The sequence below is a fragment of the Trichocoleus sp. FACHB-262 genome, assembly GCF_014696035.1.
Lineage (GTDB): Bacteria > Cyanobacteriota > Cyanobacteriia > FACHB-46 > FACHB-46 > Trichocoleus.
This window is the reverse complement of record NZ_JACJPK010000031.1, coordinates 58,913-79,841: the sequence shown is the minus strand read 5'-3', so window position 1 is coordinate 79,841 and position 20,929 is coordinate 58,913. Positions and strand designations below refer to the sequence as shown.

21 protein-coding genes and 1 pseudogene are annotated in these 20,929 nt (G+C 48.6%); 8 read left to right on the top strand and 14 right to left on the bottom strand.

The features are described 5' to 3' along the window. The first annotated feature begins 1 nt into the window (after position 1). From H6F68_RS06155 to H6F68_RS06145, 3 genes are all read left to right on the top strand, one after another. On the top strand, positions 2–667 hold the full coding sequence (locus H6F68_RS06155) for a cadmium resistance transporter (protein WP_190557348.1): 666 nt from the start codon (positions 2–4) through the stop codon (positions 665–667). A gap of 104 nt (positions 668–771) precedes the next feature. Further along, entirely contained in the window at positions 772–1,398 is a 627-nt protein-coding gene (locus H6F68_RS06150) for a hypothetical protein (RefSeq protein ID WP_190557346.1), read from the top strand. Between the two features lie 156 nt (positions 1,399–1,554). Next, positions 1,555–1,983, top strand: a complete 429-nt coding sequence (locus H6F68_RS06145; RefSeq protein WP_190442434.1) for a YidH family protein — start codon at positions 1,555–1,557, stop codon at positions 1,981–1,983. Positions 1,984–1,994: 11 nt separating this feature from the next. Here the strand turns inward: H6F68_RS06145 and H6F68_RS06140 are convergent, their stop codons facing one another. From H6F68_RS06140 to H6F68_RS06130, 3 genes are all read right to left on the bottom strand, one after another. Continuing rightward, positions 1,995–2,753 carry a phosphatase PAP2 family protein gene (locus H6F68_RS06140; RefSeq protein ID WP_190557344.1) on the bottom strand — a complete coding sequence of 253 codons (759 nt, stop codon included), beginning with the start codon at positions 2,751–2,753 and terminating at the stop codon, positions 1,995–1,997. A 50-nt stretch (positions 2,754–2,803) separates the two neighbouring features. Further along, the gene (locus tag H6F68_RS06135) at positions 2,804–3,601 is read right to left on the bottom strand and encodes a sulfite exporter TauE/SafE family protein (RefSeq protein ID WP_190557342.1); all 798 of its coding nucleotides are present in this window, start codon (positions 3,599–3,601) and stop codon (positions 2,804–2,806) included. Between the two features lie 307 nt (positions 3,602–3,908). Continuing rightward, positions 3,909–4,418, bottom strand: a complete 510-nt coding sequence (locus tag H6F68_RS06130) for a hypothetical protein (protein WP_242065379.1) — start codon at positions 4,416–4,418, stop codon at positions 3,909–3,911. Positions 4,419–4,629: 211 nt separating this feature from the next. On the opposite strand from H6F68_RS06130, the gene cysK reads away from it, so the two are divergent. Together cysK and H6F68_RS06120 are read left to right on the top strand one after the other, a co-directional pair. Further along, a complete protein-coding gene (cysK, locus tag H6F68_RS06125) occupies positions 4,630–5,589 on the top strand; it encodes a cysteine synthase A (protein WP_190442437.1) in 960 nt (319 codons plus the stop codon). Between the two features lie 102 nt (positions 5,590–5,691). Beyond that, a complete protein-coding gene (locus H6F68_RS06120) occupies positions 5,692–6,234 on the top strand; it encodes a cupin domain-containing protein (protein ID WP_190557340.1) in 543 nt (180 codons plus the stop codon). A 97-nt stretch (positions 6,235–6,331) separates the two neighbouring features. On the opposite strand, the gene H6F68_RS06115 is transcribed toward H6F68_RS06120, so the two are convergent. Next, positions 6,332–6,787 carry an Rrf2 family transcriptional regulator gene (locus H6F68_RS06115; protein ID WP_242017149.1) on the bottom strand — a complete coding sequence of 152 codons (456 nt, stop codon included), beginning with the start codon at positions 6,785–6,787 and terminating at the stop codon, positions 6,332–6,334. A 233-nt stretch (positions 6,788–7,020) separates the two neighbouring features. Then, on the bottom strand, positions 7,021–8,298 hold the full coding sequence (locus H6F68_RS06110; protein ID WP_190557338.1) for a tetratricopeptide repeat protein: 1,278 nt from the start codon (positions 8,296–8,298) through the stop codon (positions 7,021–7,023). A 352-nt stretch (positions 8,299–8,650) separates the two neighbouring features. Here H6F68_RS06110 and H6F68_RS06105 point away from each other — a divergent pair, with 352 nt between their 5' ends. Beyond that, entirely contained in the window at positions 8,651–9,445 is a 795-nt protein-coding gene (locus H6F68_RS06105) for a phosphate/phosphite/phosphonate ABC transporter substrate-binding protein (RefSeq protein WP_190557336.1), read from the top strand. Positions 9,446–9,448: 3 nt separating this feature from the next. On the opposite strand, the pseudogene H6F68_RS06100 reads toward H6F68_RS06105, so the two are convergent. The 6 genes and pseudogenes from H6F68_RS06100 to H6F68_RS06075 form a co-directional block, all read right to left on the bottom strand. Next, positions 9,449–9,598, bottom strand: a pseudogene (locus H6F68_RS06100) (IS1 family transposase); the annotation flags it as partial. Positions 9,599–9,927: 329 nt separating this feature from the next. Beyond that, positions 9,928–10,749, bottom strand: a complete 822-nt coding sequence (locus H6F68_RS06095; protein ID WP_190557334.1) for an ABC transporter ATP-binding protein — start codon at positions 10,747–10,749, stop codon at positions 9,928–9,930. A 10-nt stretch (positions 10,750–10,759) separates the two neighbouring features. After that, positions 10,760–11,815 (bottom strand): iron ABC transporter permease, encoded by a 1,056-nt coding sequence (locus H6F68_RS06090; RefSeq protein ID WP_199299938.1) that lies wholly within the window; start codon positions 11,813–11,815, stop codon positions 10,760–10,762. 10 nt (positions 11,816–11,825) lie between these two features. Continuing rightward, a complete protein-coding gene (locus H6F68_RS06085) occupies positions 11,826–12,866 on the bottom strand; it encodes an iron ABC transporter permease (protein WP_190557332.1) in 1,041 nt (346 codons plus the stop codon). Between the two features lie 16 nt (positions 12,867–12,882). Beyond that, positions 12,883–13,284 (bottom strand): biopolymer transporter ExbD, encoded by a 402-nt coding sequence (locus H6F68_RS06080; RefSeq protein WP_190557330.1) that lies wholly within the window; start codon positions 13,282–13,284, stop codon positions 12,883–12,885. 6 nt (positions 13,285–13,290) lie between these two features. Further along, complete coding sequence (locus tag H6F68_RS06075) at positions 13,291–13,941, bottom strand: MotA/TolQ/ExbB proton channel family protein (protein ID WP_190557328.1); 651 nt, start codon at positions 13,939–13,941, stop codon at positions 13,291–13,293. Between the two features lie 354 nt (positions 13,942–14,295). On the opposite strand from H6F68_RS06075, the gene H6F68_RS28920 reads away from it, so the two are divergent. Both H6F68_RS28920 and H6F68_RS06065 read left to right on the top strand, forming a co-directional pair. Beyond that, positions 14,296–15,981 carry a hypothetical protein gene (locus tag H6F68_RS28920; RefSeq protein WP_190557326.1) on the top strand — a complete coding sequence of 562 codons (1,686 nt, stop codon included), beginning with the start codon at positions 14,296–14,298 and terminating at the stop codon, positions 15,979–15,981. Positions 15,982–16,084: 103 nt separating this feature from the next. Continuing rightward, complete coding sequence (locus H6F68_RS06065) at positions 16,085–16,942, top strand: leucine-rich repeat domain-containing protein (protein WP_190557324.1); 858 nt, start codon at positions 16,085–16,087, stop codon at positions 16,940–16,942. Between the two features lie 48 nt (positions 16,943–16,990). Here H6F68_RS06065 and H6F68_RS06060 read toward each other — a convergent pair whose 3' ends face one another. The 3 genes from H6F68_RS06060 to H6F68_RS06050 form a co-directional block, all read right to left on the bottom strand. Next, on the bottom strand, positions 16,991–19,120 hold the full coding sequence (locus H6F68_RS06060; RefSeq protein WP_190557322.1) for an acylase: 2,130 nt from the start codon (positions 19,118–19,120) through the stop codon (positions 16,991–16,993). A gap of 102 nt (positions 19,121–19,222) precedes the next feature. Next, the gene (locus H6F68_RS06055) at positions 19,223–20,578 is read right to left on the bottom strand and encodes an MFS transporter (RefSeq protein ID WP_242065377.1); all 1,356 of its coding nucleotides are present in this window, start codon (positions 20,576–20,578) and stop codon (positions 19,223–19,225) included. After that, the gene (locus H6F68_RS06050) at positions 20,579–20,929 is read right to left on the bottom strand and encodes a DUF1636 domain-containing protein (RefSeq protein WP_190557320.1); all 351 of its coding nucleotides are present in this window, start codon (positions 20,927–20,929) and stop codon (positions 20,579–20,581) included.

Here is a 20,929-nt window from a genome sequence, read left to right as displayed (position 1 = left end):
CATGAACTGGTTTGGACGAGCCGTGATTACCGGGGTTACTGCCTTTGCCGCCACCAATATTGATGACATTGTGATCCTGATGCTCTTCTTTTCTCAGGTAAACGCTAATTTCCGTCCCAAACATATTATTTGGGGTCAATATTTAGGATTCACGACGTTGATGATTGCCTGTCTTCCCGGTTTTCTGGGCGGTCTCGTCATTCCTAAAGCTTGGATTGGTTGCCTGGGTTTCGTACCCATTGTGATTGGCATCAGTCATTGGCTGAACCGAAAACAAAATGGAACTCAAGTCCAGACGGTCACAGATGAGTTGAGTTTAGAGAAAGCAGTTGCCTCAGGAGTGCCTAGTTACTTAGATTTGCTTGTGCCTCAGGTCTACCATGTTGCTGCTGTGACATTGGCAAATGGGGGAGACAATATCGGGATTTATGTACCGTTGTTGGCGAGTAGCGATCCAGCAAGTTTAGCGGTTATCCTGAGCGTCTTTTTTGTCTTAGTTGGAGTTTGGTGTTACATCGCTGAGCGTTTAACTCGACAGCCAGCCGTAGCCCGCCTGCTCACGGCCTATGGTCAGGCAATTGTGCCCTTTATTTTGATTGGATTAGGGCTTTACATCTTGGTTGATAGTGGGACTTACCGTCTATTGCCAGCGTTTTCCTCCCCGTAGCTATCATCTGTTCCAGTTCCAACCCATCCAATCCCATAGATTTTCCATCTAAAGCAGCATGTAGCTGCTGGAAAACAGTTTAATTTCAAACTAAGGAGATCATCATGAAATTTTTCAGACTTGCGCTTTTAGCTTTGGCTTTGTTAGTGAGCTTAGCGATCGCTCCCCCTGCTTGGGCAGACCCTAACTTCACCAAGGGATCTGACTATGCTGAGGTGACTCAAGCCTTAGATGAACTTTTGCAAGCAAAGAACTCTCCCAATCAAGCAGGTTACAGGGGTGAGGAAGTTCAGCAGAAACTGGCTGATTTGCAATTTCAAAAGTATGTTTTAGAGACAGCAAAGGAACAGGCTCAGTGCCGTAATGAAACGGGAAGAACGATCGCCGTTTATGCCAGCAAACCCAAGAAATCTCCCACACCACAACTTTACTATTTAGGTAATGGTCAGGTCACAGATGATGATTGGAAATGCAGTGGCGTTTATCTTCCTAGCGGGGCTCAAGTCGCTTTAACTCCTAACGCTCAAGCGGAAGAGTTAGCAGAGCCGATCGCCTTTAAAATTGTAGATGGCACTCAGTTGATCGCTAAGAGCAATCCAAACAGTGGTGTGCTTGAGTTTAATGTTTCTCCGGCCAAAGTGTTTACAGCTAGTGAACCTGGTTGGTCCATTCCAAATCTGTCTCTAGCAGATATTGAAGCCACCGCTCCTAATGCTCCGATTGAAGACTAAACCTTGATGCCATACTGGCTAAGCTGATGCCCTGAACGCCCAGTACAAGAACTATGTCTTAAACCAACACATTAACTTGCTGGGCGTTCAGTCAAATGTTCTATAGTAAGGGACGCCGATCTATTACTGCGAATTGAGTTCAGGGAGACGCTATCGATGCAACTATTTAAATCCACTAAAACAGAAGGAGACGCCGAACCACCAAGACGGCTTAATCCTAATCGAGTCCGGGATCACCTAGCCAACGAGCGCACTTACCTAGCTTGGATGCGAAGTGCGATCGCCTTGATGGGCTTCGGTGTGCTGATTGTCCGTTTGCGAATTTTGCGTCCACCACTTGCTCCCCAACCGCCTGGTAACGGCTGGAAGCTAGGTTTAGCCTTCTCTGCGGCAGGGCTTTTGATGGTGTTGCTTTCAGCTCAACATTATTTTACTGTGCGCCGAGATATTGAAGAAGATACTTATGCGCCCCCAGACCGCTGGGTGATTTTGTCCACCCTGGTGATCGTCATCTTGGGGGCTGGAGTCATCTATTATGTGTTTACAATTCCGCTAGAATCATTGGGCAGTGTGATCGTCGAATAACGAGTGGCAACTTACTCCTGTGCCGCTGACACTTCGTTGTTTTCAGGACTTAAAGTTTCTGAGTTCAACTTGGCTAAGTGAGGCTTGACGACTAAACTGACGGCGATCGCCCAAGCAATGGAAACCATCCACCCCGCTACAATATCGCTCGGATAGTGAACGCCTAAGTACAACCGCGTCCAAGCGATCGCCAGGACAAATAAGCTGCCCAAGGTAGTCACCCAACCACACCAACGACTGCCCCAGGTTAAAACAACTAAGGATGCCACAAAAGCCATACTAGCCATTGCATGGCCACTGGGGAAAGCAAATTCTGGTTCTGGGGGAAAAGTCGAGTCCCACAGGTGGGGGCGTACTCGATGCAGCAGCTCCTTGGCAGTACGGTTAATCAGCATGGCTCCTGGTAATGTGATCAGGAGATAAATCAGCGATCGCCAGCGCTTCAAGAAAAACATTGCCATCACTAGAGCTGTAGAGACCGGAAACACTCCCCAGCGCGTGCCAAACTGAGTTAAGGTCAGAGCCAGGGAGTCCAAATTTGCTTGTGCTGTAGAATGAATCGCCAGCAAAATAGAGACATCCCAAGGTAGGCCGCCTTCTTGCAGCTGAATCTGCCCCGCCAAAAGGATAGCAAGTTGTAATGGCAAAAAGACTCCTAGAAAAAGTAATAGGAGCGATCGCCAATGAGTGCTCAACCACAGTTGAACAAAACGACCAAAAGTTTGCAGAAGTTTGCCAAAGTTAGATGATAAAGCTCTTTGAGAAGACATGAAAGCTAAAAAGATAGATTCTAAGATGAACAACTAAACCTAAGGATGCTTTAGACCTGATGGGCCAACTTCCAACTCACCATGACTAAAACCATGTACACGACGAAGCGCAGGGCTCGTTGTGGTGCGAGTTGGCAAAGTTTAGTCCCTACTAAAACGCCTGGTAATGATCCTATCCATATCGGGATTACCAAGCTCCAGTCAACTGTCCCTAGGGTGAGGTGTCCTAAAGCAGTAAAGCTTAAGAGAATGGCTGCTTGAGCTAAATCAGTACCAACCAGCTTGCGAGCGTCTAAACGAAAGAAGGCAATCAGCGCTAGGGCAAACATGGAGCCGGAGGAGACACTGGTTAAACCCACCACACAACCCAAGATGGCTCCGATCGCGATCGCCGCCGCTCGTCCTAAGGTCGTTTCTAAATCGATCTTGGGTAAAGAAGGGTATTTTAAGCCGGGTACAAAGGTCAGCAATAACAGTTGTACGAGCGCTGCTACAGTAACCATTAAGATGGCCACTCCGATCAACCGCAGCATAATAGCATCTAAATTGAATTCCCCGATATGCCTCAGCCAGTGCAGGATACCAACTCCTGTTAAGGCACCAGGCACACTTCCGATCGCCAACCATTTTACGACTGTTGCATCCAGGGTTTGTTGCTGCCAGTGCCGAACGCCTCCGGTGACTTTCATTAACGTTGCAGCAACCACATCAGAACTGACTGCAATAGAGGCTGGAACCTGAAAGACAAAGATCAGCATGGGGGTAATCAGAGAAGCTCCTCCAATTCCAGTTAAACCCACTACAATTCCCACAAAAAAACTCAGGCATGATAGTAGAGGGTAATTCATACTGTGGCCTTAGGATACATAGTTAAAAACAAAAGCTTTTCAAAAGCTACGTCTTCTGTGTCAGGCCTACTTGTTAGCTTTTATCACGCCTGCCTGTTAGACATAGCCATTTTGCATAGATAGCTGAGGTGATGAACATAGCGCTCAGCAACAGTTTTCTAGCTTGGTCAGCGAATGAGAAGAGGATGCTTTTAGTGCCAAAAATCCTAGTAGATGCTAGGTAGATGCTATTGCTTGACCTTGAATCAGCTGCAATGTCTCAAGGCAATACAGACAAGTCGATACAGAGCGGTATCAAAGTTATCAGTTAACTTTTTAATGTCACTAGTTGTAAAAGTGAACTGAGGTCAATCGACTTCAGATCAGAAAAAATAGCTGGAACATCTAAAATTTTCAGTTGCACCAGGGCCAAAATGACTAGAGTGTAAACTGTTGAAGAACCGATACCCATCAACAATTCTTTTTTTAAGTTCTGCTCTTTTGGCTGCTCTTGGAGCATATCGGCTGTGCCTAGTTGCATCAATAGAATACCAATAATATTGGAGAGCCAATATCCGGCGATCAAGCCAGGAGTAAATAACTTTTCAGAGAACAGACTGCAAACATAACCAAAGAAGTAGGCAACTGGCAGGTTAAACACCAAGTCATTCCACCAACAGAGGGGAGACAATAGGTATCCGATCAAAATTAGAAAGCCGCCTCGTAACTTTTTGGGCGTAATTCCTTTGAGTTTTTCCTGAACAGTTTGCCAAAACACCTCTGGAGTGGCGTCTTGTTGCTGATCAGGCTGCTCGCTGGCCTCATTGAGATTATGCATACAAACTACGGCATCTTGATAAACTTACAGTATTTTACATGCTGATGGCTTAATCACGCAAACTCGATAGGATTACCGTGTTTTTAAGGGCTCAGTAAAACTTTAGTTGTTATACTACTTTTACCTGTCTAAAGTACGGTAAGCCGATAGGTTTACGGTTACTTCTGTTCAAGGTGCATTTGCTCGTCTAGCCCTAGGTCTATCAGAATCCATGCAAATTGCTCGTGATATTACCTGCCTGATCGGTCAGACTCCTTTAGTGCAGCTCAATCACATTCCTCAAGCCGAAGGTTGTGTGGCTCGAATTGCTGTGAAACTAGAAGGTCTGAATCCCTCGTCTTCTGTCAAAGACCGCATTGGTATTGGTATGATTCAAGCGGCTGAAGCAGAAGGGCTGATTCATCCGGGCAAATCAGTTTTGGTAGAGCCTACATCGGGCAATACAGGCATTGCCTTGGCTATGGTAGCTGCAGCTAAAGGCTACCGCTTGATCTTGACCATGCCAGAAATGATGAGCTTGGAGCGGCAATTGATGCTGAAAGGCTATGGAGCCGAACTAGTACTCACCCCAGCCACCGAAGGCATGCAAGGGGCGATCGCAAAAGCAGAAGCCATTGTTGCTAGCCTTCCCGACGCTTTTATGCCGCAGCAATTTCGCAATTCTGCTAATCCTCAGGTTCATCGAGAAACTACGGCTGAAGAGATCTGGGCGGATACAGAAGGGGAAGTTGATATTTTCATGGCGGGGGTTGGAACGGGTGGCACCATTACAGGCGTCGCGGAAGTGCTAAAGCCTCGCAAATCAGGGCTACAGGTGATCGCCGTCGAACCTGTCAATAGTGCAGTTCTCACAGGTGGTGCGCCTGGAGAGCACAAGATTCAAGGAATCGGGGCAGGGTTTATTCCCCCAGTCTTGCGCCTAGAACTGATTGATGAAGTCCTGCAAGTTTCTGATGAAGCTGCGATCGCTTACAGTCGGAGATTGGCCCGCGAGGAAGGTATTTTGTCTGGCATTTCTACCGGAGCAATTTTGGCAGCAGCGATTCAAGTGGCTCAGCGCCCAGAAAATGCTGAACGGTTGATTGTGATGGTGCAGCCGAGCTTTGGGGAGCGCTATTTGAGTACTGCTTTATTTAAGGACTTGGAAGCAGAGACTTCGGAATACAGCTAAATGCTACCAAAGCTTGACAATCCCCGGTTTGCCTACGGGGAAATGATTGTATCCCAATCTGAAGTCGCCTATACTTTTTGAAAGTAAATTAATTTCTCTGTAATGGCGATCCTACAGCTAAGCAACGGCAAAGTTTGCGGTAATTCTAGTGAGATTGTTCGTGAACTTGCTCTTTTTAACGTTCAGCTCCAGCACTACAGCTTAGAAGCTCCGCAACACTGGGCCGATTTACTAGCTGAGGATGTTCTACCAGATCTGGAAAAGCGCCAAATCTTGGAACTCTGCGATCGCCAACTTGAATCGCTAAAGCAAGAAACTAGCTATCTCTGGTCTGACCTGCTAGTGTTTCACCCTGGCTCCTCTCAGCTCCACAGCATCAGCACCTACAACCGATACCATACACATAAGGCTCCAGAAGCGCTTTACATATTGTCGGGAGAGGCAATTTTTAGCTTCATAGAGCTTGATGGTCAACAGGTACAGCTCCTAGTGCAGCCAGGAGACTACGTCCAAATTGCGGCTGGCGTAGAGCACTGGTTTAGTCCTACCGCTTCACTTGAGTTTAAGGCTGTCCGCTACTTTACCACTGTGGATGGTTGGGTGCCCCAGTACACCGAGTTGGGCGAACTCAAGAAGCTACGCTGATCAGGCTTTCTAGCTTGTTTCTAACCTTGCTGAACGAGCCAAGGGAGGCGGTAACCAGAAAGAAATCTGGATTGCTCGCCAGAATTAAATATTAAAGTTAGATATAGTACATCGGGTTTTTCTGTTTACGCGCATCTCGCTTCTGGACTAGATTTTGCAGCGTATAACGGCCTAAAACGGCTTGGGCTTGACCGCTCGCCTGCTCCCAGATTTCGCGCACGATGTCTCGCTCTATCGTTGGAGTCTCATTAGATTCTGTTTCTTTGCGATCGCCATCCACTAAAACGACGATCTCCAGCAATGTAACTTGCCAAGCTTCACGAGCGAGGGTGTACCCGCCTCTAGAACCGCGCTGACTCTGAACGATGCCCCCCCGGCGCAGACTAGTCAGAATTTGCTCTAGGTAGCGATCGGGAATAGCTTGTCTGCCAGTAATTTCTCCGATTGTGAGAGGAGGGGCACTAGCTGGATGACTGGCTAATTCCAATAGAGCTAGCAGTGCGTACTTGACTCTAGAAGACAGCCCCATTAGGGCGTAATTTTGACTATTCAAGTTCCTACTCAATTACTACGGTTTTCCGATAGGGCATTGCGACTTTATCGAAAATATCATAGAAACTACGACAAATCTATCGACTTACTGTATTTACTTCTCGGAAGGTTGAGCTAGATATGAATATCAAGATGCCAGAAGGCGTTTCAGCCTTATTTTGTATGACTCAGCGCTGACAGTTTCGCCTCGCTTAAATCACTGGCTTAATGGTGGGCGATGCCAAGCATGTCTAGTCAGGCAGTTTTGCTCCTTAATGAGGGTGACCAAGATAAAGCAGCTATTTTAGACTCTGCCTCACTCCGCAATACTGCATCTTTATAAAGCTGATGGAATAGTTGCTGCTGAGCATGACTGCCACCAACAACCCACAATTTTGACAACACAGGTTTAAGATAGGCGATCGCCCCTTCCCAATCATTTCTAGCATGGGCAATCATCCCCTGCGCCGCCGGAAGAGTGATTACAGTCCAAATTCTGCGGGCTGTAGAGTCTAGCGTTTGAGCATAAGCAGTCATACTAGTGAACATTTCATGAACCAAGTCTGCTTGATTGGCTTTAGCTAAAGCATAAATATAGTGGAGGTCTTGGAAGGGCAGCGAGTGCTCATGCAGACGCGTTAATAGATGGGGGACTAAGTTATCCCATCGTTCTTCAACAGGAACTGACTGGAACTCTAGACGCAGCAGCAAGGAGATCGCTCCAACCTGGTCCTTAGGAGAATCTCGGCGAGCTTTGCCCCAAATATGCTGATCGTAGAGGGACAAAACTTTAGTAGTCTCGCTCAATTGCCCATAGAAGAGCGCAACATGCCACCAGTTATGGGTGTAGAGCATAGAATTACAATGCTCCCAGGTATCTGAAAACTTCTCCATCCACTCAATTCCATCCGCTGCTCGCCCTTGTGTTTCCATCACATGAGCAACGGCATGATGCGCCCAAGGATTGTTCCGCTTCAGGCGAGTGGCTTCGCGGGCGATCGCTTCTGCTTCCGGCAATTGATGGCATTGCTCCAACCCAAACGCGAGCATTGAAAGCAAATCTGGCTGGTTTGGATGAACTGGCAAAACTTTTTCGGCAATTTTCAGCAACCCAACTTTGTTGCCTCGATAAAAGTAGTGATATTGCCCCTGTTGTACAGAGATTAAATCTTGGGGATAGTCCTCAGCGATCGCTTCATGAACCGCGATCGCTGTATCAATAGCCCCTTTGGCCCAAGCTGCGATCGCCTGAATATAAAGCTGCTCCCGCTCGGTAGCTGACTGACTGTAAGTTTGGGCTGCTTGGAGATAAGGAATAGCTTGTTGCCGTGCGATCGCGCTTTCTTGAGATAAGTAGTGAGCCGCAGCGTACGCATTGGCAATTGCGCAGCTTGGATCGGCACTCAAGGCTTCGAAAATGGCGAGTTCTGCTTCTCGGCCATACTGTAGAGCTTGGTTAATAAAGGCATTAATAGCTGCGATCGCCACGAGCGAATGAGTCGTGACTTCTAATCCTTGAATATCTCGAAGCATTGTTACTCTCTCACACTACAAATCACCACACTGAAGCAGAGTCAGTAGCAAACACTAACTCTGGAAACAAAATCTACGGTAAATCAGTCGGAATATAGTACTTTCTAGATTCAGTATTCCACAACCCTTCAATAAATGGCAAGATTAAACACCGATAAGTTGATAGGATTATCGGTGTTTAGTGATAGATTGACCTCAAGGCTCGCTTGTCCCAAGGACGATGCCAAACGTCTATAGCAATCCCAAATGGGTTGTGAGAGGCAGCCCCTAGGAGCGTGCCTCTCACAACCCGCTAATCTCACACATAATTTAGGACAGCTATAGCGATTAGAGAAATATTCAAGGAATCAGTATGTTGCCTAGTCCCCTGAGAGCGGTTTCTTATTTGGCTCCAAATTTATTTTGGTTTTACCAGGCAGTGATTGCTTATTTAGAGCGAAGTTTAGATATCGAGATCTGCCTAGCGCAAGCTAAGTATGACCCACTCGCTGATCCAGCTTTGCTCCAGGATCAACTCGATATTGCTTTTATCTGTGGTCTCCCCTTTATTCGACACTATCAAGTTGCTCCTGCTCAGTTACAAGCAGTAGTCGCTCCGGTGATGCAAGCTGAACGCTATCAAAACCAGCCTGTCTATTTTGCAGATGTGATTGTAAATGCGGCTAGCGAAGTGAGGGCATTGGAGCAGTTGGCAGGCAAAACCTTTTGTTACAACGATCTTGGTTCTAACAGTGGTTACCATCTACTCTGGCATCGATTATTTCAAAAGCAATATTCACGAGCTTTTTTTAGCCAGACAGTGGCATCTGGTTCTCACGAGTGTTCGATTCAATGGGTCGCTGAGAATAAAGTAGATTGTGCAGCGATCGATAGTACCGTTTTAGAGCAAGCAATACGAGATATCCCCGGTTTATCTGAGCAATTGCGAATTATTGAATCCATCGGCCCATGCCCCATGCCCCCCATTGCTGTGGCTCAAAGGCTGGGAAAGCCATTCCTTCAAAAACTACAGGCACGTCTTCTCGATCCTAATTTAGACCTGCAATTACACATGCATCAGGCAGGCATTCACCGATTTGCAGTCATGGATTCACAGGACTATCAACCGATCGCCCAACTTTATAAGCAGGCGTTGCTGAAAGAGTAATGGTTAAGCCGGAAAAGAAACAGTTCGATACTTCAAATAGTGAAGCATCAAGTGAAGTGAGCACTTCAACATCTCTACTGATTTGGAATAACATAAGGTTTTGCGGTGCAACCGGGCTAGATAATGCCACAGACGAATATTCTCTCCTTCAACTCCTCTCTCAGATGCCAATCTCAGATCAACCATCTCAGATCAACCAACCACTCGTCTTATCATCAGAGGCTGCGATCGCTTCACCAAAACAGCGTATGAGCCCAAAAAGCACGAAACGCGGCATATTGGGTAGAGTTAGAAACGATGGCGATCGCTACAATATCGAGGAGTAGATGTTCTTTGCTGCGATCGTCGCGCGGGTTTCCTAGCTCAGCGAAATGGGTTAGCAGACTAGGGGAAGGTTAATCTGGTACGAGGAGTTGAACTCATCACAACTCTTTGACAGCCTGAACCAAGATTTAGATGTAGTTGCCCTGGGATTTTACTGGCTAGGGCTGCTGTCCTACATAGTCTCGTTTCATAGGCATTTTTTGGCTGATCGGGATGCACATAGGTGTGCCTGCGACGGGATCGCGCACAATGCTGCTCTTTAATCCAAACACTTCTTCTACCATCGCTTCAGTCATGATTTCTGGCGGCACACCCTGAGCATAGATATTTCCTTGCCGCATTACGACTAAATAGTCTGCATAGCGACAGGCTTGATTGAGATCATGCAACACCATGACAATTGTGCGGCCTTGGGTTTGGTTCAGTTCATATAGCAAATCTAGAACTTCGATTTGATGTGCTAGATCTAGAAATGTAGTAGGTTCGTCTAGTAATAGAACGTCTGTGTTTTGGGCTAGAGCCATTGCAATCCAGGCCCGCTGGCGCTGTCCTCCCGACAGGCTATCTAGGGGGCGATCACTCAGCTCGGTCATCCCTGTAATTACTAGCGCCTGCTCAGTCAACTGTTCGTCTTCTTTTGACCATTGTTGCAACCAGCTTTGGTGAGGGTAGCGCCCTTGTGCGACTAATTCGCGCACCGTTAAACCTTCGGGAGCTGATGGGTTTTGGGGCAGCATGCCCAAGCGCTTGGCGACTTCTTTGGTAGAGAGTTTGGCGATCGCTGCGTTATCGAGATACACCACACCACTCTGAGGCTTGATTAATCGGGCGAGTCCTTTGAGCAATGTAGATTTACCACAACCATTAGGACCCACCAGAGCGGTGATTTGATGGGCTGGAATGTCTACATGCAAATCTCGAATAATGGTAGCGCGATCGTATGCCAGAGTGAGTTTGCGAGCGGTGAGTGCTGATTCCATTGAGGTGCTGTTATGCATTCCGGTTTCGATAGAGCAGGTAGAGAAAATAGGGCGCACCCACTACGGCAGTAATCACTCCACAGGGCAGTTCAATGGGGGCAAAGAGCGACCGCCCCAAAAAGTCAGCGAGAGCTACCATCAATCCACCCACTAAAGCTGCGGTTGGTAGCAGTCCTTCATGGGCAGGACCGACTAACTGACGCGCTAAGTGAGGTGACATTAAACCCACAAACCTGATTGTACCTGCCGTTGCCACACTTGCTCCCGACAGAGCCACACAAGTGATCAGCAATAGGCCACGCCGCCACTCTATCGAGACCCCTAAACTCCGGGCAATTTCATCTCCTAAATTGAGCGTGTTTAAATCACGAGCGTAAAACAAAGAGAGCGGCATGAACACACCCAACCAAGGCAGTAACGCTCGTACCTGCTCCCAAGTTCGGCCATACACGCTGCCAGCTAGCCAAACTAGGGCGTGGCTGACATCCTCAATATTGCCAAAGGTAATCAGCAGACTGGTACAAGCAGAGGCGATCGCTCCTACACCCACACCCACTAGCAACAACCGAATCGGTGCACTGCCGCGCTCCCACGCCAGTCCATACACCAATAACGCTGCAATTAAGGCTCCTGTAAAGGCGGCAATCGGTAAAAAGAAAAGGGGCAAGGCAGGAAACAGCACAATCAGAGCCACTGCCGCCAAACCCGCCCCTGCTTCTATACCGACAATTTCCGGAGCCGCCAAGGGATTACGAGTGATTCCTTGCAGGATAGTGCCAGCGATCGCTAACCCCGTGCCAACCAAAAACGCTACGATGACGCGGGGCAAGCGTAAGGTGTTGATCACAAAACCATCATCAGGATTGGTAGTTGGTAACCCTAAAATACTTTTAATGACATCTAGGGGAGCAATGGGATATTCGCCATAGCTGACGCTCCAGACCATGACCAACAACGTCGCAACTGCAAGCCCCAAGAGCACCAGTGGCACCCGGCGGTTGATCTTAAAAGAGAGCGGCCAAGAGGAGGAACGAATGACTAGCCAAGGCAGTTCTATTGGTTTCATTGCATTCCTCTTACCGTTTGACTTGCGATCGCGCCAAGTAGATAAAAAATGGAGCCCCGACCAATGCGGTCATAATGCCAACGGGTAGCTCTTGAGGTTTGATGACTAAGCGGGCCGCGAGATCAGCGAGAGACAGTAAAATCGCCCCCCACACAGCCGCATGAGGCAGCAACCAACGATAATCGACTCCGACCCAAAAGCGCACCATGTGAGGCACTACCAAACCGATGAAGCCAATCGGGCCTGCTAATGCTACAGCGCTCCCTGCGAGCAGAACTACCACCATTGCCGCGATCGCCTTGATCCATCCGGTTTGCAGCCCTAGTCCTTTCGCGACATCTTCGCCTAATGTCAGAGCTGTTATCTGTTTGCCCATACTAAAGGCCAAGATGAAGCCAACCAGGAGGTAAGGGAGAATCTGTAAGAGAACGTTGAGATCGCGTCCGGCGACTGAACCTGCTAGCCAAAACCGTACTTCATCTAAAGTGCGCTGACTGAGAATTAAAGTTCCGGTGGTGAGCGAAAATAACAGATAGCTCAACACAGATCCCGCCAAAATTAGTTTGAGGGGGGTGCTGCCACTACGTCCGACAGAACCTAAGAGATAGACACTAATCGCCGCGATCGCTCCTCCCGCAAAGGCCACCCAAGCCTGCACCTGCACGGAGACAGTTCCCAAGAAAAACGTCGATAGCACCACAGCTAAAGCCGCCCCAGCACTAATGCCCAAAATGCCAGGATCGGCTAGAGGGTTGCGAGTTAAGCCTTGCATGAGAGCGCCTGCCACAGCCAACGCAGCTCCGACCAGCAGTGCCACCAAGGCTCTCGGCAATCGTACGTTCGTGATAATTAAGTGATTGGTGGAACCATCAAAAGCCGTTAAGGCTTGCCACACAGTACTGGGGTCAACATCGGCTGCTCCCCATGTAATGCTGGCGATGAAGCAGCCAATTAACAGCACAATTCCCACAACCAGACCGACAAGCTGGAACTTATGGGGTTGATGCTTGCCTCTAGTCGAGAAGTTGCCATCCTCTCCCCATGTCCTCATCTCCTTGTTCACCATGTTAAGGACGACGAGTTGCAATTCCTAGCTTCACACCTTGAACAGTTCTTAACTGATCCATGACAGTAATCACCTGACCATGCGGAACCTTTTCATCAGCATTGACCACAACCAACGCTTCTGAGTTATTTGCCATCGCTGCTTTCACTTTTGCTGGTAGCTCTTGAACCGTAATCGGTTGGCGATTTAGAAATACGTTTCCTTTCTCATCAACCGTGACTGCCATCTTGCTTTGCTGCTGTGATTGAGCGGTCTGTGCCTTGGGTAGGTTCACAGGTAGACCCTCAGAGCGAGTCAAAAACAAAGATGACATGATGAAGAATGTCAAAATTGCAAAGATGACATCAATCATCGGGACAATATTAATTTGGGGAATGTCATCCGCCTCTTCAGGAATGTTCATAACCACCTACTGCAACACTTTTGAGACTGAGCTGAAACCTTCATAACGACCCAAATGCAGAACCTCAAGTTGGCTGCAATATTCTTGAATGGCTGCAATTTGCCGTTTATAAAAGCCTCGAAAAATACTGGCAAAGAAGAGAGTGAACAGCGCTACGATTAAGCCCGCTGCCGTTGAGACTAGCGCTTCGCTGATACCTGATGTTACTTGTACAGCAGTTTCACTACCAGCACTTCCCAAATTGAGAGAGGCAAATGAGCGAATCAGACCTAGAACGGTTCCCAACAACCCCAACAAAGGAGCAATTGCAATCACCATGTCAAAGAGTGAGTTAAACCGTCTGAGCGTTGGTAACTCTGCTTGGGTGGCTCCTTCCATCATCAGACGAAAGGCGTGAGGCGGAAAATGATCGACTTCCACAGCTTCTAGAAAAATGCGAGCGATCGGTAGGTCAGCGTTTTGTTTGAGCTTAAGCAATGCAGCATCACCGTCATGTTGGTAAATGCGTAGTACATCACGAATCACCCGCTTTTGCCGCCGCTTCACTCGGTACCAAAAAACCAAACGTTCGATGATCAGGGCAGTCGCCACAATCGAGAACCCCACCAAGGGGACCATGACGATGCCACCAGCAATAAATAATTCAACAATTAGCATTTCTAGCTCACGCGGAAATAGAGCTGACCTGTCGAGCCAGCGAAGTTATTTGAGAGGACGATGATAAAAGAGAGCCACTATTGACATCTCTTCTCAAAAGAGATTAGGTCTTGTAGTAGTTGATGTCAAGTATTTGCATTTACTAAAAGTGATAATTTTAGAACTAATAAAATCCCTGAACTCCTTGTATCTCAATGTTTCAGCATTCAGAAATCCCTGGGAGCTTGGCGATCGCAGATTTAAACAAAATATCTAGTTAATCCCCTTTAATGGATTGACAGCACAGCAGTTGAATTTTAGGATGGGCAAGTCAGCTAGAAATATTTGCAATAAGTTTTCTCATCAATACAGCAAATGACATTCTCAGACACCGTCCTGCAAAAACGCGAACAGCAAGAAAAGACCCTCAAGCGATTTATTACCTACAGCCTGGTGGGATCATTTGCCTTGCATGGCGTGGGGCTGTGCCTGAAGGTCAATGATATCTGGAAGATGGAGCAAGCTAAATCAGAGCAAGAAGAAGTTCTTGTGGTCACAGCGGATATTCCAGAGGAAGAGTTATCCGAGTTGATCCCTGAACCACTTGAATCTGCATCCGGTGGTGATGGAGAAGCGAGTGGCGGTGGTGGTGGCGGTGGCGGTGGCGGTGAAGAGGCGGGTGGAGCCACACTGATGGTAGCTGCTTCAGTTCCTTTCGCTCCTGCTCCAGCCCCTCCTACGGAAGTAGCCCCTTCTGTGCAACCGGAGCCTGTTGCAGAGGAGGAACCTACCCCTGACCCCACTCCAGAACCTACTCCTGCACCAGTTGCTGAGGACGTAGAAGCGCCAACTCCCGAAACACCCATTGCGGAAGAGACCCCTGAAGAACCCGCTGCCACACAGCCAACCCCAGCACCGTTGAGCGAGCCGAAAGCAGAAGTGGCTCAGCCCACTCCAGCACCTAATTTGAATAACTTGCTGAGCGAACTAAGGCGGGCTCGTGAGCAGGCTAGCCAAACAGCGGCAAATCGTACGAATGCCAGCTCAACTTCAGGAACGACAACAGGCGGAGTGCCCGGAGCTGCTTCTGGGCAAGGCAGCAGTACGACCACAGCGACTGGATCAGGTAGACCTGGCTTTGGGATTGGTCCTGGCTTTGGTTTTGGAACAGGTTCCGGACTTGGCCCTGGCTCTGGTACAGGTTCTGGCTCTGGTACAGGTTCAGGGATTGGTCCTGGAACAGGCTCTGGTACGGGTCCTGGCTCTGGTACAGGTAGAGGAACGGGAGCAGAACCCGGCGGTAGTAAAGCGGGTTCCACCGAGAAGCCTTCAGAGCGAGGTAACCGATCGCGGGAGATTACATGTCGCGGCTGTGACAAGGATACGTTCGTACGTCCCAAGGAAGCTAAAGGAGCTAAAGGCGACCCTGAGCTAGAGTTTAGCTTTGGCGAGGGAGGCAAGCCACAGGTTACCCTCTCCAAATCCAGTGGTAATAGTGTGTTGGATGAAGCTGCATTAAAGCAAGCTCGTGAGCAATTAGAGAAAGAGAGTGCCTGGAAAGGAGCCAAAGCTGGTGATAGTGTCCGGCTTATAGTTGAATTCACTGATAAGGATTCAGCACGCGATCGCAGGCAAGAAGAACGCCGCAGCATTACTGTTTCTGAGCCCGTTTCCGAACCTACGGCGTCTGAGATTCCTGAAGTTCCCACCACATCTGCTTCAGAGCAACCCGATAGCTCAGAACCAACGACAACAGACGTTCCACCGACAACTCCTGAACCGATTCCCTCTGCGACACCTACAGAGCCAACCGATAGCTCAGATACTCCTGAGGAGCCAGTAGAACCCGCTTCTGCCCCTGAACCTGAGCCCATCCCTGAGTCTATTGCTGAACCAGAACCGATTCCTGAACCAGAACCTATCCCTGGGCCCGAACCGATTCCCGAACCAGAACCTGTCTTTGAGCCCGAACCCATTCCCGAAGCAGAGCCCATTCCCGAAGCGGAACCGATTCCTGAGGCAGAACCTGCTCCTGAGCCAGAGCCTATCCCTGAAGGATAACAGCTAAGCGATCGCCATTAGGGCCAATAACTGCTTTTGCTGAGCTATTGTTCAGTGATGTTTCAGCGTCCAAAATTGCGATCGCACGGGTTAGATCAGACAGATGGATAATAAAGAGTTACTCGACATCATTGATCAAGCCGCTCAATGTCAGGTCACAGAACTCGATCTTTCACTCTGTAGTTTAACCTCTTTACCTCCTGAGATTGGCAATCTCACCCATCTAGAAAGACTTAATCTGAGAAGCAATCAACTGACCAGTTTGCCGGAAGCTCTCAGCAATTGCATCAATCTTCAATGCCTTGATCTTAGGAGTAATCGCCTCAAGAGTTTGCCAGAGGCGGTTACTAATCTCACTAATCTCCAACAGCTTCAGCTTGACTATAACCGGCTGACCAGCTTGCCCAAGGCAGTTGCCAATCTCACTAATCTCCAGCAGCTTCAACTTATCCGCAATCAATTGAGCAGCTTGCCCGAAACTCTCGGCAATTGCACCAACCTCCGACAGTTTATTCCCGCTTTTAATTGCCTCAGTAGCCTGCCCGAAACTATTGGTAATCTCACAAACCTCGAATGGCTTTGCCTAGCTGGCAATCAAGTGATCAGCTTGCCAGAAACTCTCAGTAATTGCGTTAATCTTCAACACCTTGACCTTAGCGGCAATTACCTAAACAATCTGCCAGAGGTAGCCACCCGTTGCATTAGCCTGAAAACCCTTAATCTCCACCGCCTTTCCCTCAGCAGTTTGCCAGAAGCAATCGCTAACCTCACTAATCTCACACACCTTAATCTTGGCTTCAATCGCCTCAGCAGTTTGCCGCAAGGTTTGAAGTATCTATCTAAGCTAGAGAAACTAAACTTGCACGACAATCCACTACCAATCCCACCAGAAATCTTGGGTCATTACTCAAGCAATTCTGGCGAGCCTGCTGCAATCCTCAATTACTACTTTCGTCTGTGACGCTAGCTTTAATGGAATTTTAATTAAATGTCGTCATGACTGTATGACTCAGTTGTTGCCGAAGTTAGTAGTGCGAGATTTTAGATGAGCCAGGATATCTCGACGCGATCGCCAGACGGGGCGGAGTTTTTTCTGGGACATCAGGGTGAGTTGATCGCTGCCTTGCATCATATCGGGTTGAGTGGCATTGCCATAGCTGGTTAGAGCCTGCGCCCGAACTGGGTTAGAGAATTCGATCGCGGCGACGAAGCTATCTCCATCGATGGCTTGAAACTGGCCTTCGTCGGCAGGGGTATAGTTGACAGTGCGAAAGATGCCTAGCCCACCAGGGCCACCATTAGCAGGCAAATTATTCACCTCAGACTTAAGCCGAAAAACGTCTCCCCAAGCAATATCTAGCGCTCCATAGTTCTTGAGAACTTCAGTGGCAGCAGTTTTGAGACCAGCGATCGCCGCTTCAGGATCAGCTAAGCCATCTGGGGTGCTAAGAGGGGATTTCTCATCCCAAGGTATGGCAAACAGTTGGGAGCGATCCATTAAGTCATTCCAGGCTTTGAAAAGAACAGCACCACGGCTATTGGCTTCGGCTTGGCGATCCCACTTTTGCAAAACTGCGATCGCTTGTTTAACGAGGGGATCGTTAGAAGATTTAGCGGCAGTCGTGAGATCATCCAGAATCCGATCGGCTAGTTCCATTCTCGTGGAGTGCTTATAGCGAATCAGTTCCTCAAAGGAGATCTTCGGGTCTTCCATCAACATTCGCAGCGATCGCTGGGCGCGGAAGTAAAGCACATCACGAGGGGCGATATAAGCGGGGAAATCATCAGGATTTAAGGCTGCGGGTAAGGTGGTTGTCCAAGGCGCATCATTGGCATTTTGCAACCAACCAGTTTTGGGATCAACAACACGAGGGAGATCCTCGTAAGCATGGGTGCGAGTCCACAGCGTCTTTGAGGTATTACCAGGAATTACGCCTGACCAATCTGCAAAAGTACCTTCTTGGCGAACCGGAACTTGACCATTGAAGAAGTTGAGAATATGTCCGTCGCGATCGGCATACAGAACCGTAAACATAGGAAGCTGCATGCGTTTGAGAGCTGTTTCAAATTCTCTCAAGTTAGTGGCGCGGGCCATCTCCCACCATTGCTCTAAACCTCTGGCTTTATTTAACCCTGCTACCCGGAGGGCGATCGCTTGTCCCTTGGGTTCTGCGACCACGAGGCCATGCACCGAGCGTTGAATCGTTAAGGTTTGCTCTTGCCAAGAACCATCTTTTTGCTTGACTTTGAGGGTTTGAGTCTCCGTATCGAAGGGACGCACTTGCCCATCAAACTCATAGCCGCCATCTCGCAAAGTTAATGCGTAAGCGTCCCAGCCGTCATAGGTGTTGACGGTGTGAGTCCAGCCCATCGCGTCATTAAAGGCGATCGCTAGCACTGGAACGCCCACCAGAGTTGCACCGTAAGCATCAATGCCAGGAGCCGTTATTTGAGCTTCGTACCAAAGAAACAAATCTGCCCAAGGGAGATGCGGGTTTGCCAACAACATTGCCTTGCCACTGGCAGAGTGAGACGGCGCGATCGCCCAACCATTTGATCCGCCTAAAGGCTCTCCAGGATCTATTTTGGCGAGTGTCGCTTGCAGTTCTTCTGGATTGACGACAAAGGTAAAATGCAGTACCCGTTGGCTATGTGCCAAGACATCTGTGCCGGTGACAGGTAAAACAGTTTTTAGATCATCCTCGATCTGGTCAGGATGAGCTTTGGCATAGGCGTTGATCCCAGCGGTAAAGGTATCCAGATATTGGCGAAACTTGGGCGTTTGGGCTTTATACCAAGCTTGCGATCGCTCTGGGATGCCCATTTTACGTACCCATTGATCCGATTCCACATAGTCTTCGCCCCAGTATTCCGCTGCCCGTCCGCGAGCCTGACCATAAAGCCGTAACAGGAGATTGGCGTGGCTCTTCATCTGTGCCCATCCAAAAGCTCGAAACAGATCAGGTGTGCGGTTGCTAGAGATATGTGGCACTCCATAGGTATCCCACAAAATCTCGGTGTTAGCAGCTTGACCCGAAGGACCAGATGTAATGATGATCAATATCAATACAATAGCTAGCAGCAGTGAGTACAGCCGAATAAGTTGCCGCTGAGATAGGCGAGAGACGAAATACTTCATGAGCTAAATATGGACTGTAAATATATAAATTCTTTGGAGCAACTTAAAGCTCTTGCCAACTCCTCCCTAAATCCCTCCCCTGTGAGGTGAGGGATTTTGAATTTAGTGCTTCTTCCCTACTAGAGAAGGGGTTGGGGAAGAGGTCTTAATATCATAATCAGGTACCAGTGTTTCTACATCTCGTAAAGTACGAAAAGCATATCCACCTACACCTACCAGCACGCCTAAAATAGAGAATAAAGTGAATTGCAGCGCAATACCTGCACCGTTTCCTGTGCCGAAGATACCGCTAAAAAGAGGCGTGAGAAAGCCTCCGGGTTGCATGGCAGGCTCAAAAACTTTATCAGCTAAGGGACCCGCGATCGCCAGTCCTAGGGGTGCCGCCAACTGGGCGATTAGATAACGCGAGGCAAATACTTTTCCTTGAACCGCTGGATCGACTTTGGAGAGCCAAATAGCTTGATTGGAGCTACCAATGAACGGAGAAAAGATAGCAGCCAGGAACCCTGTGCCCATCCAAAGTGGTAAGGATTTCGACAATCCCAAAAATACACTGCTGAGTTCGCCAAAAGTTTGGCCCAAAAGTAGACCATGAATGCGCCGTTTGGGACCGCCCCAGACACTCAGCAGCACACCACCAACCACGCCCCCAATTCCGATCGCGGCTTGAACGCTAGCAAGGGCTGTGGCATTATCTTGACTGCACGCCAAGATCATCACAGGTTGAATTGCCCAGGCTGCATTGGTAAGGAGATTGGAATTTAATAAAAACAGGAGAATTGCTAATAAGCTGGGATGGCGGAAAATATAGCGGAAACCAAAGGTAAATTCTTCCCAAAGCTGCTCTTTAGAGAAGGGTTTCGCTTCAACTTTGGGTTGCGGAATGGCGGTAAACCAAACGGTACCAACCGCGATCAGGAATGTAGCGAGATCAATTAGGAGAAGGCCAGGAAGCTTAATCAGGGGATACAGCACGCCAGCGATCGCCGGAGCTAAGATTGCCGAACCGGAATAGGTGAGATAGGAGTCCATTGCGGTGGCTCTGGCATAGTGCTGCTTGGGCACAACTTGCGACATGGAAGTCGAGTAGGCTAGGTCTTGAAAGTAACCAAACAGACCATTCACTGCTCCCGCAATATACAGATGCCAAATCGCTAACTGATCAGTGAGCAGCAAGCTGAGAAGCACCACTGTAGATATCCCTGCCATGCCATCGCCGATCATCATCAATTGCTTGCGATTCCAGCGATCGACCAGTACACCTGCAAAGGAAGCCGCAATTACCTTTGGAGTACGGGTAAAAAAGAAAATCAAGGCCAGCGGTGTTGCCTGACCTGTGAGTTCCCAAGCCCAAAGCGTGATCGCAAAGTTGGTCATCTCTGTGCCGAGCACTGAGGCTACCTGCCCACTCCAAAGAATGAGAAATTTCCGCAGGCTAGTAGGTTGATTGGGTTCCATTCAAGCAGCCGAGGGCGAAGGAATACGGACTAGCAGTTTGGGCAGCAACGATTCTGGCATCTTGGGCGGTTTGACATAGCCATCTCCACTCTCCTGGTACTGAGCGGCAAAGGTCAATAGATCGCTGGCTTGATCTGGTGACAAATCTGTGAAGTGATAGCTGTACTTGCCGGGACAGATCAAGGAGGCAGAGCAGGGGCGATCGCAAGTCCACAGACAGCTTGTCGCTTCAATTTGCAACCCGGATGGTTGAGCTGCATTAGCCAACAACACTTCATCTAATAGATGAGGAGAGCTGCTTTTGCGGTCAGGGCCACAGCTTTTGCAAATGAACAAAGTATGCTCAGACAT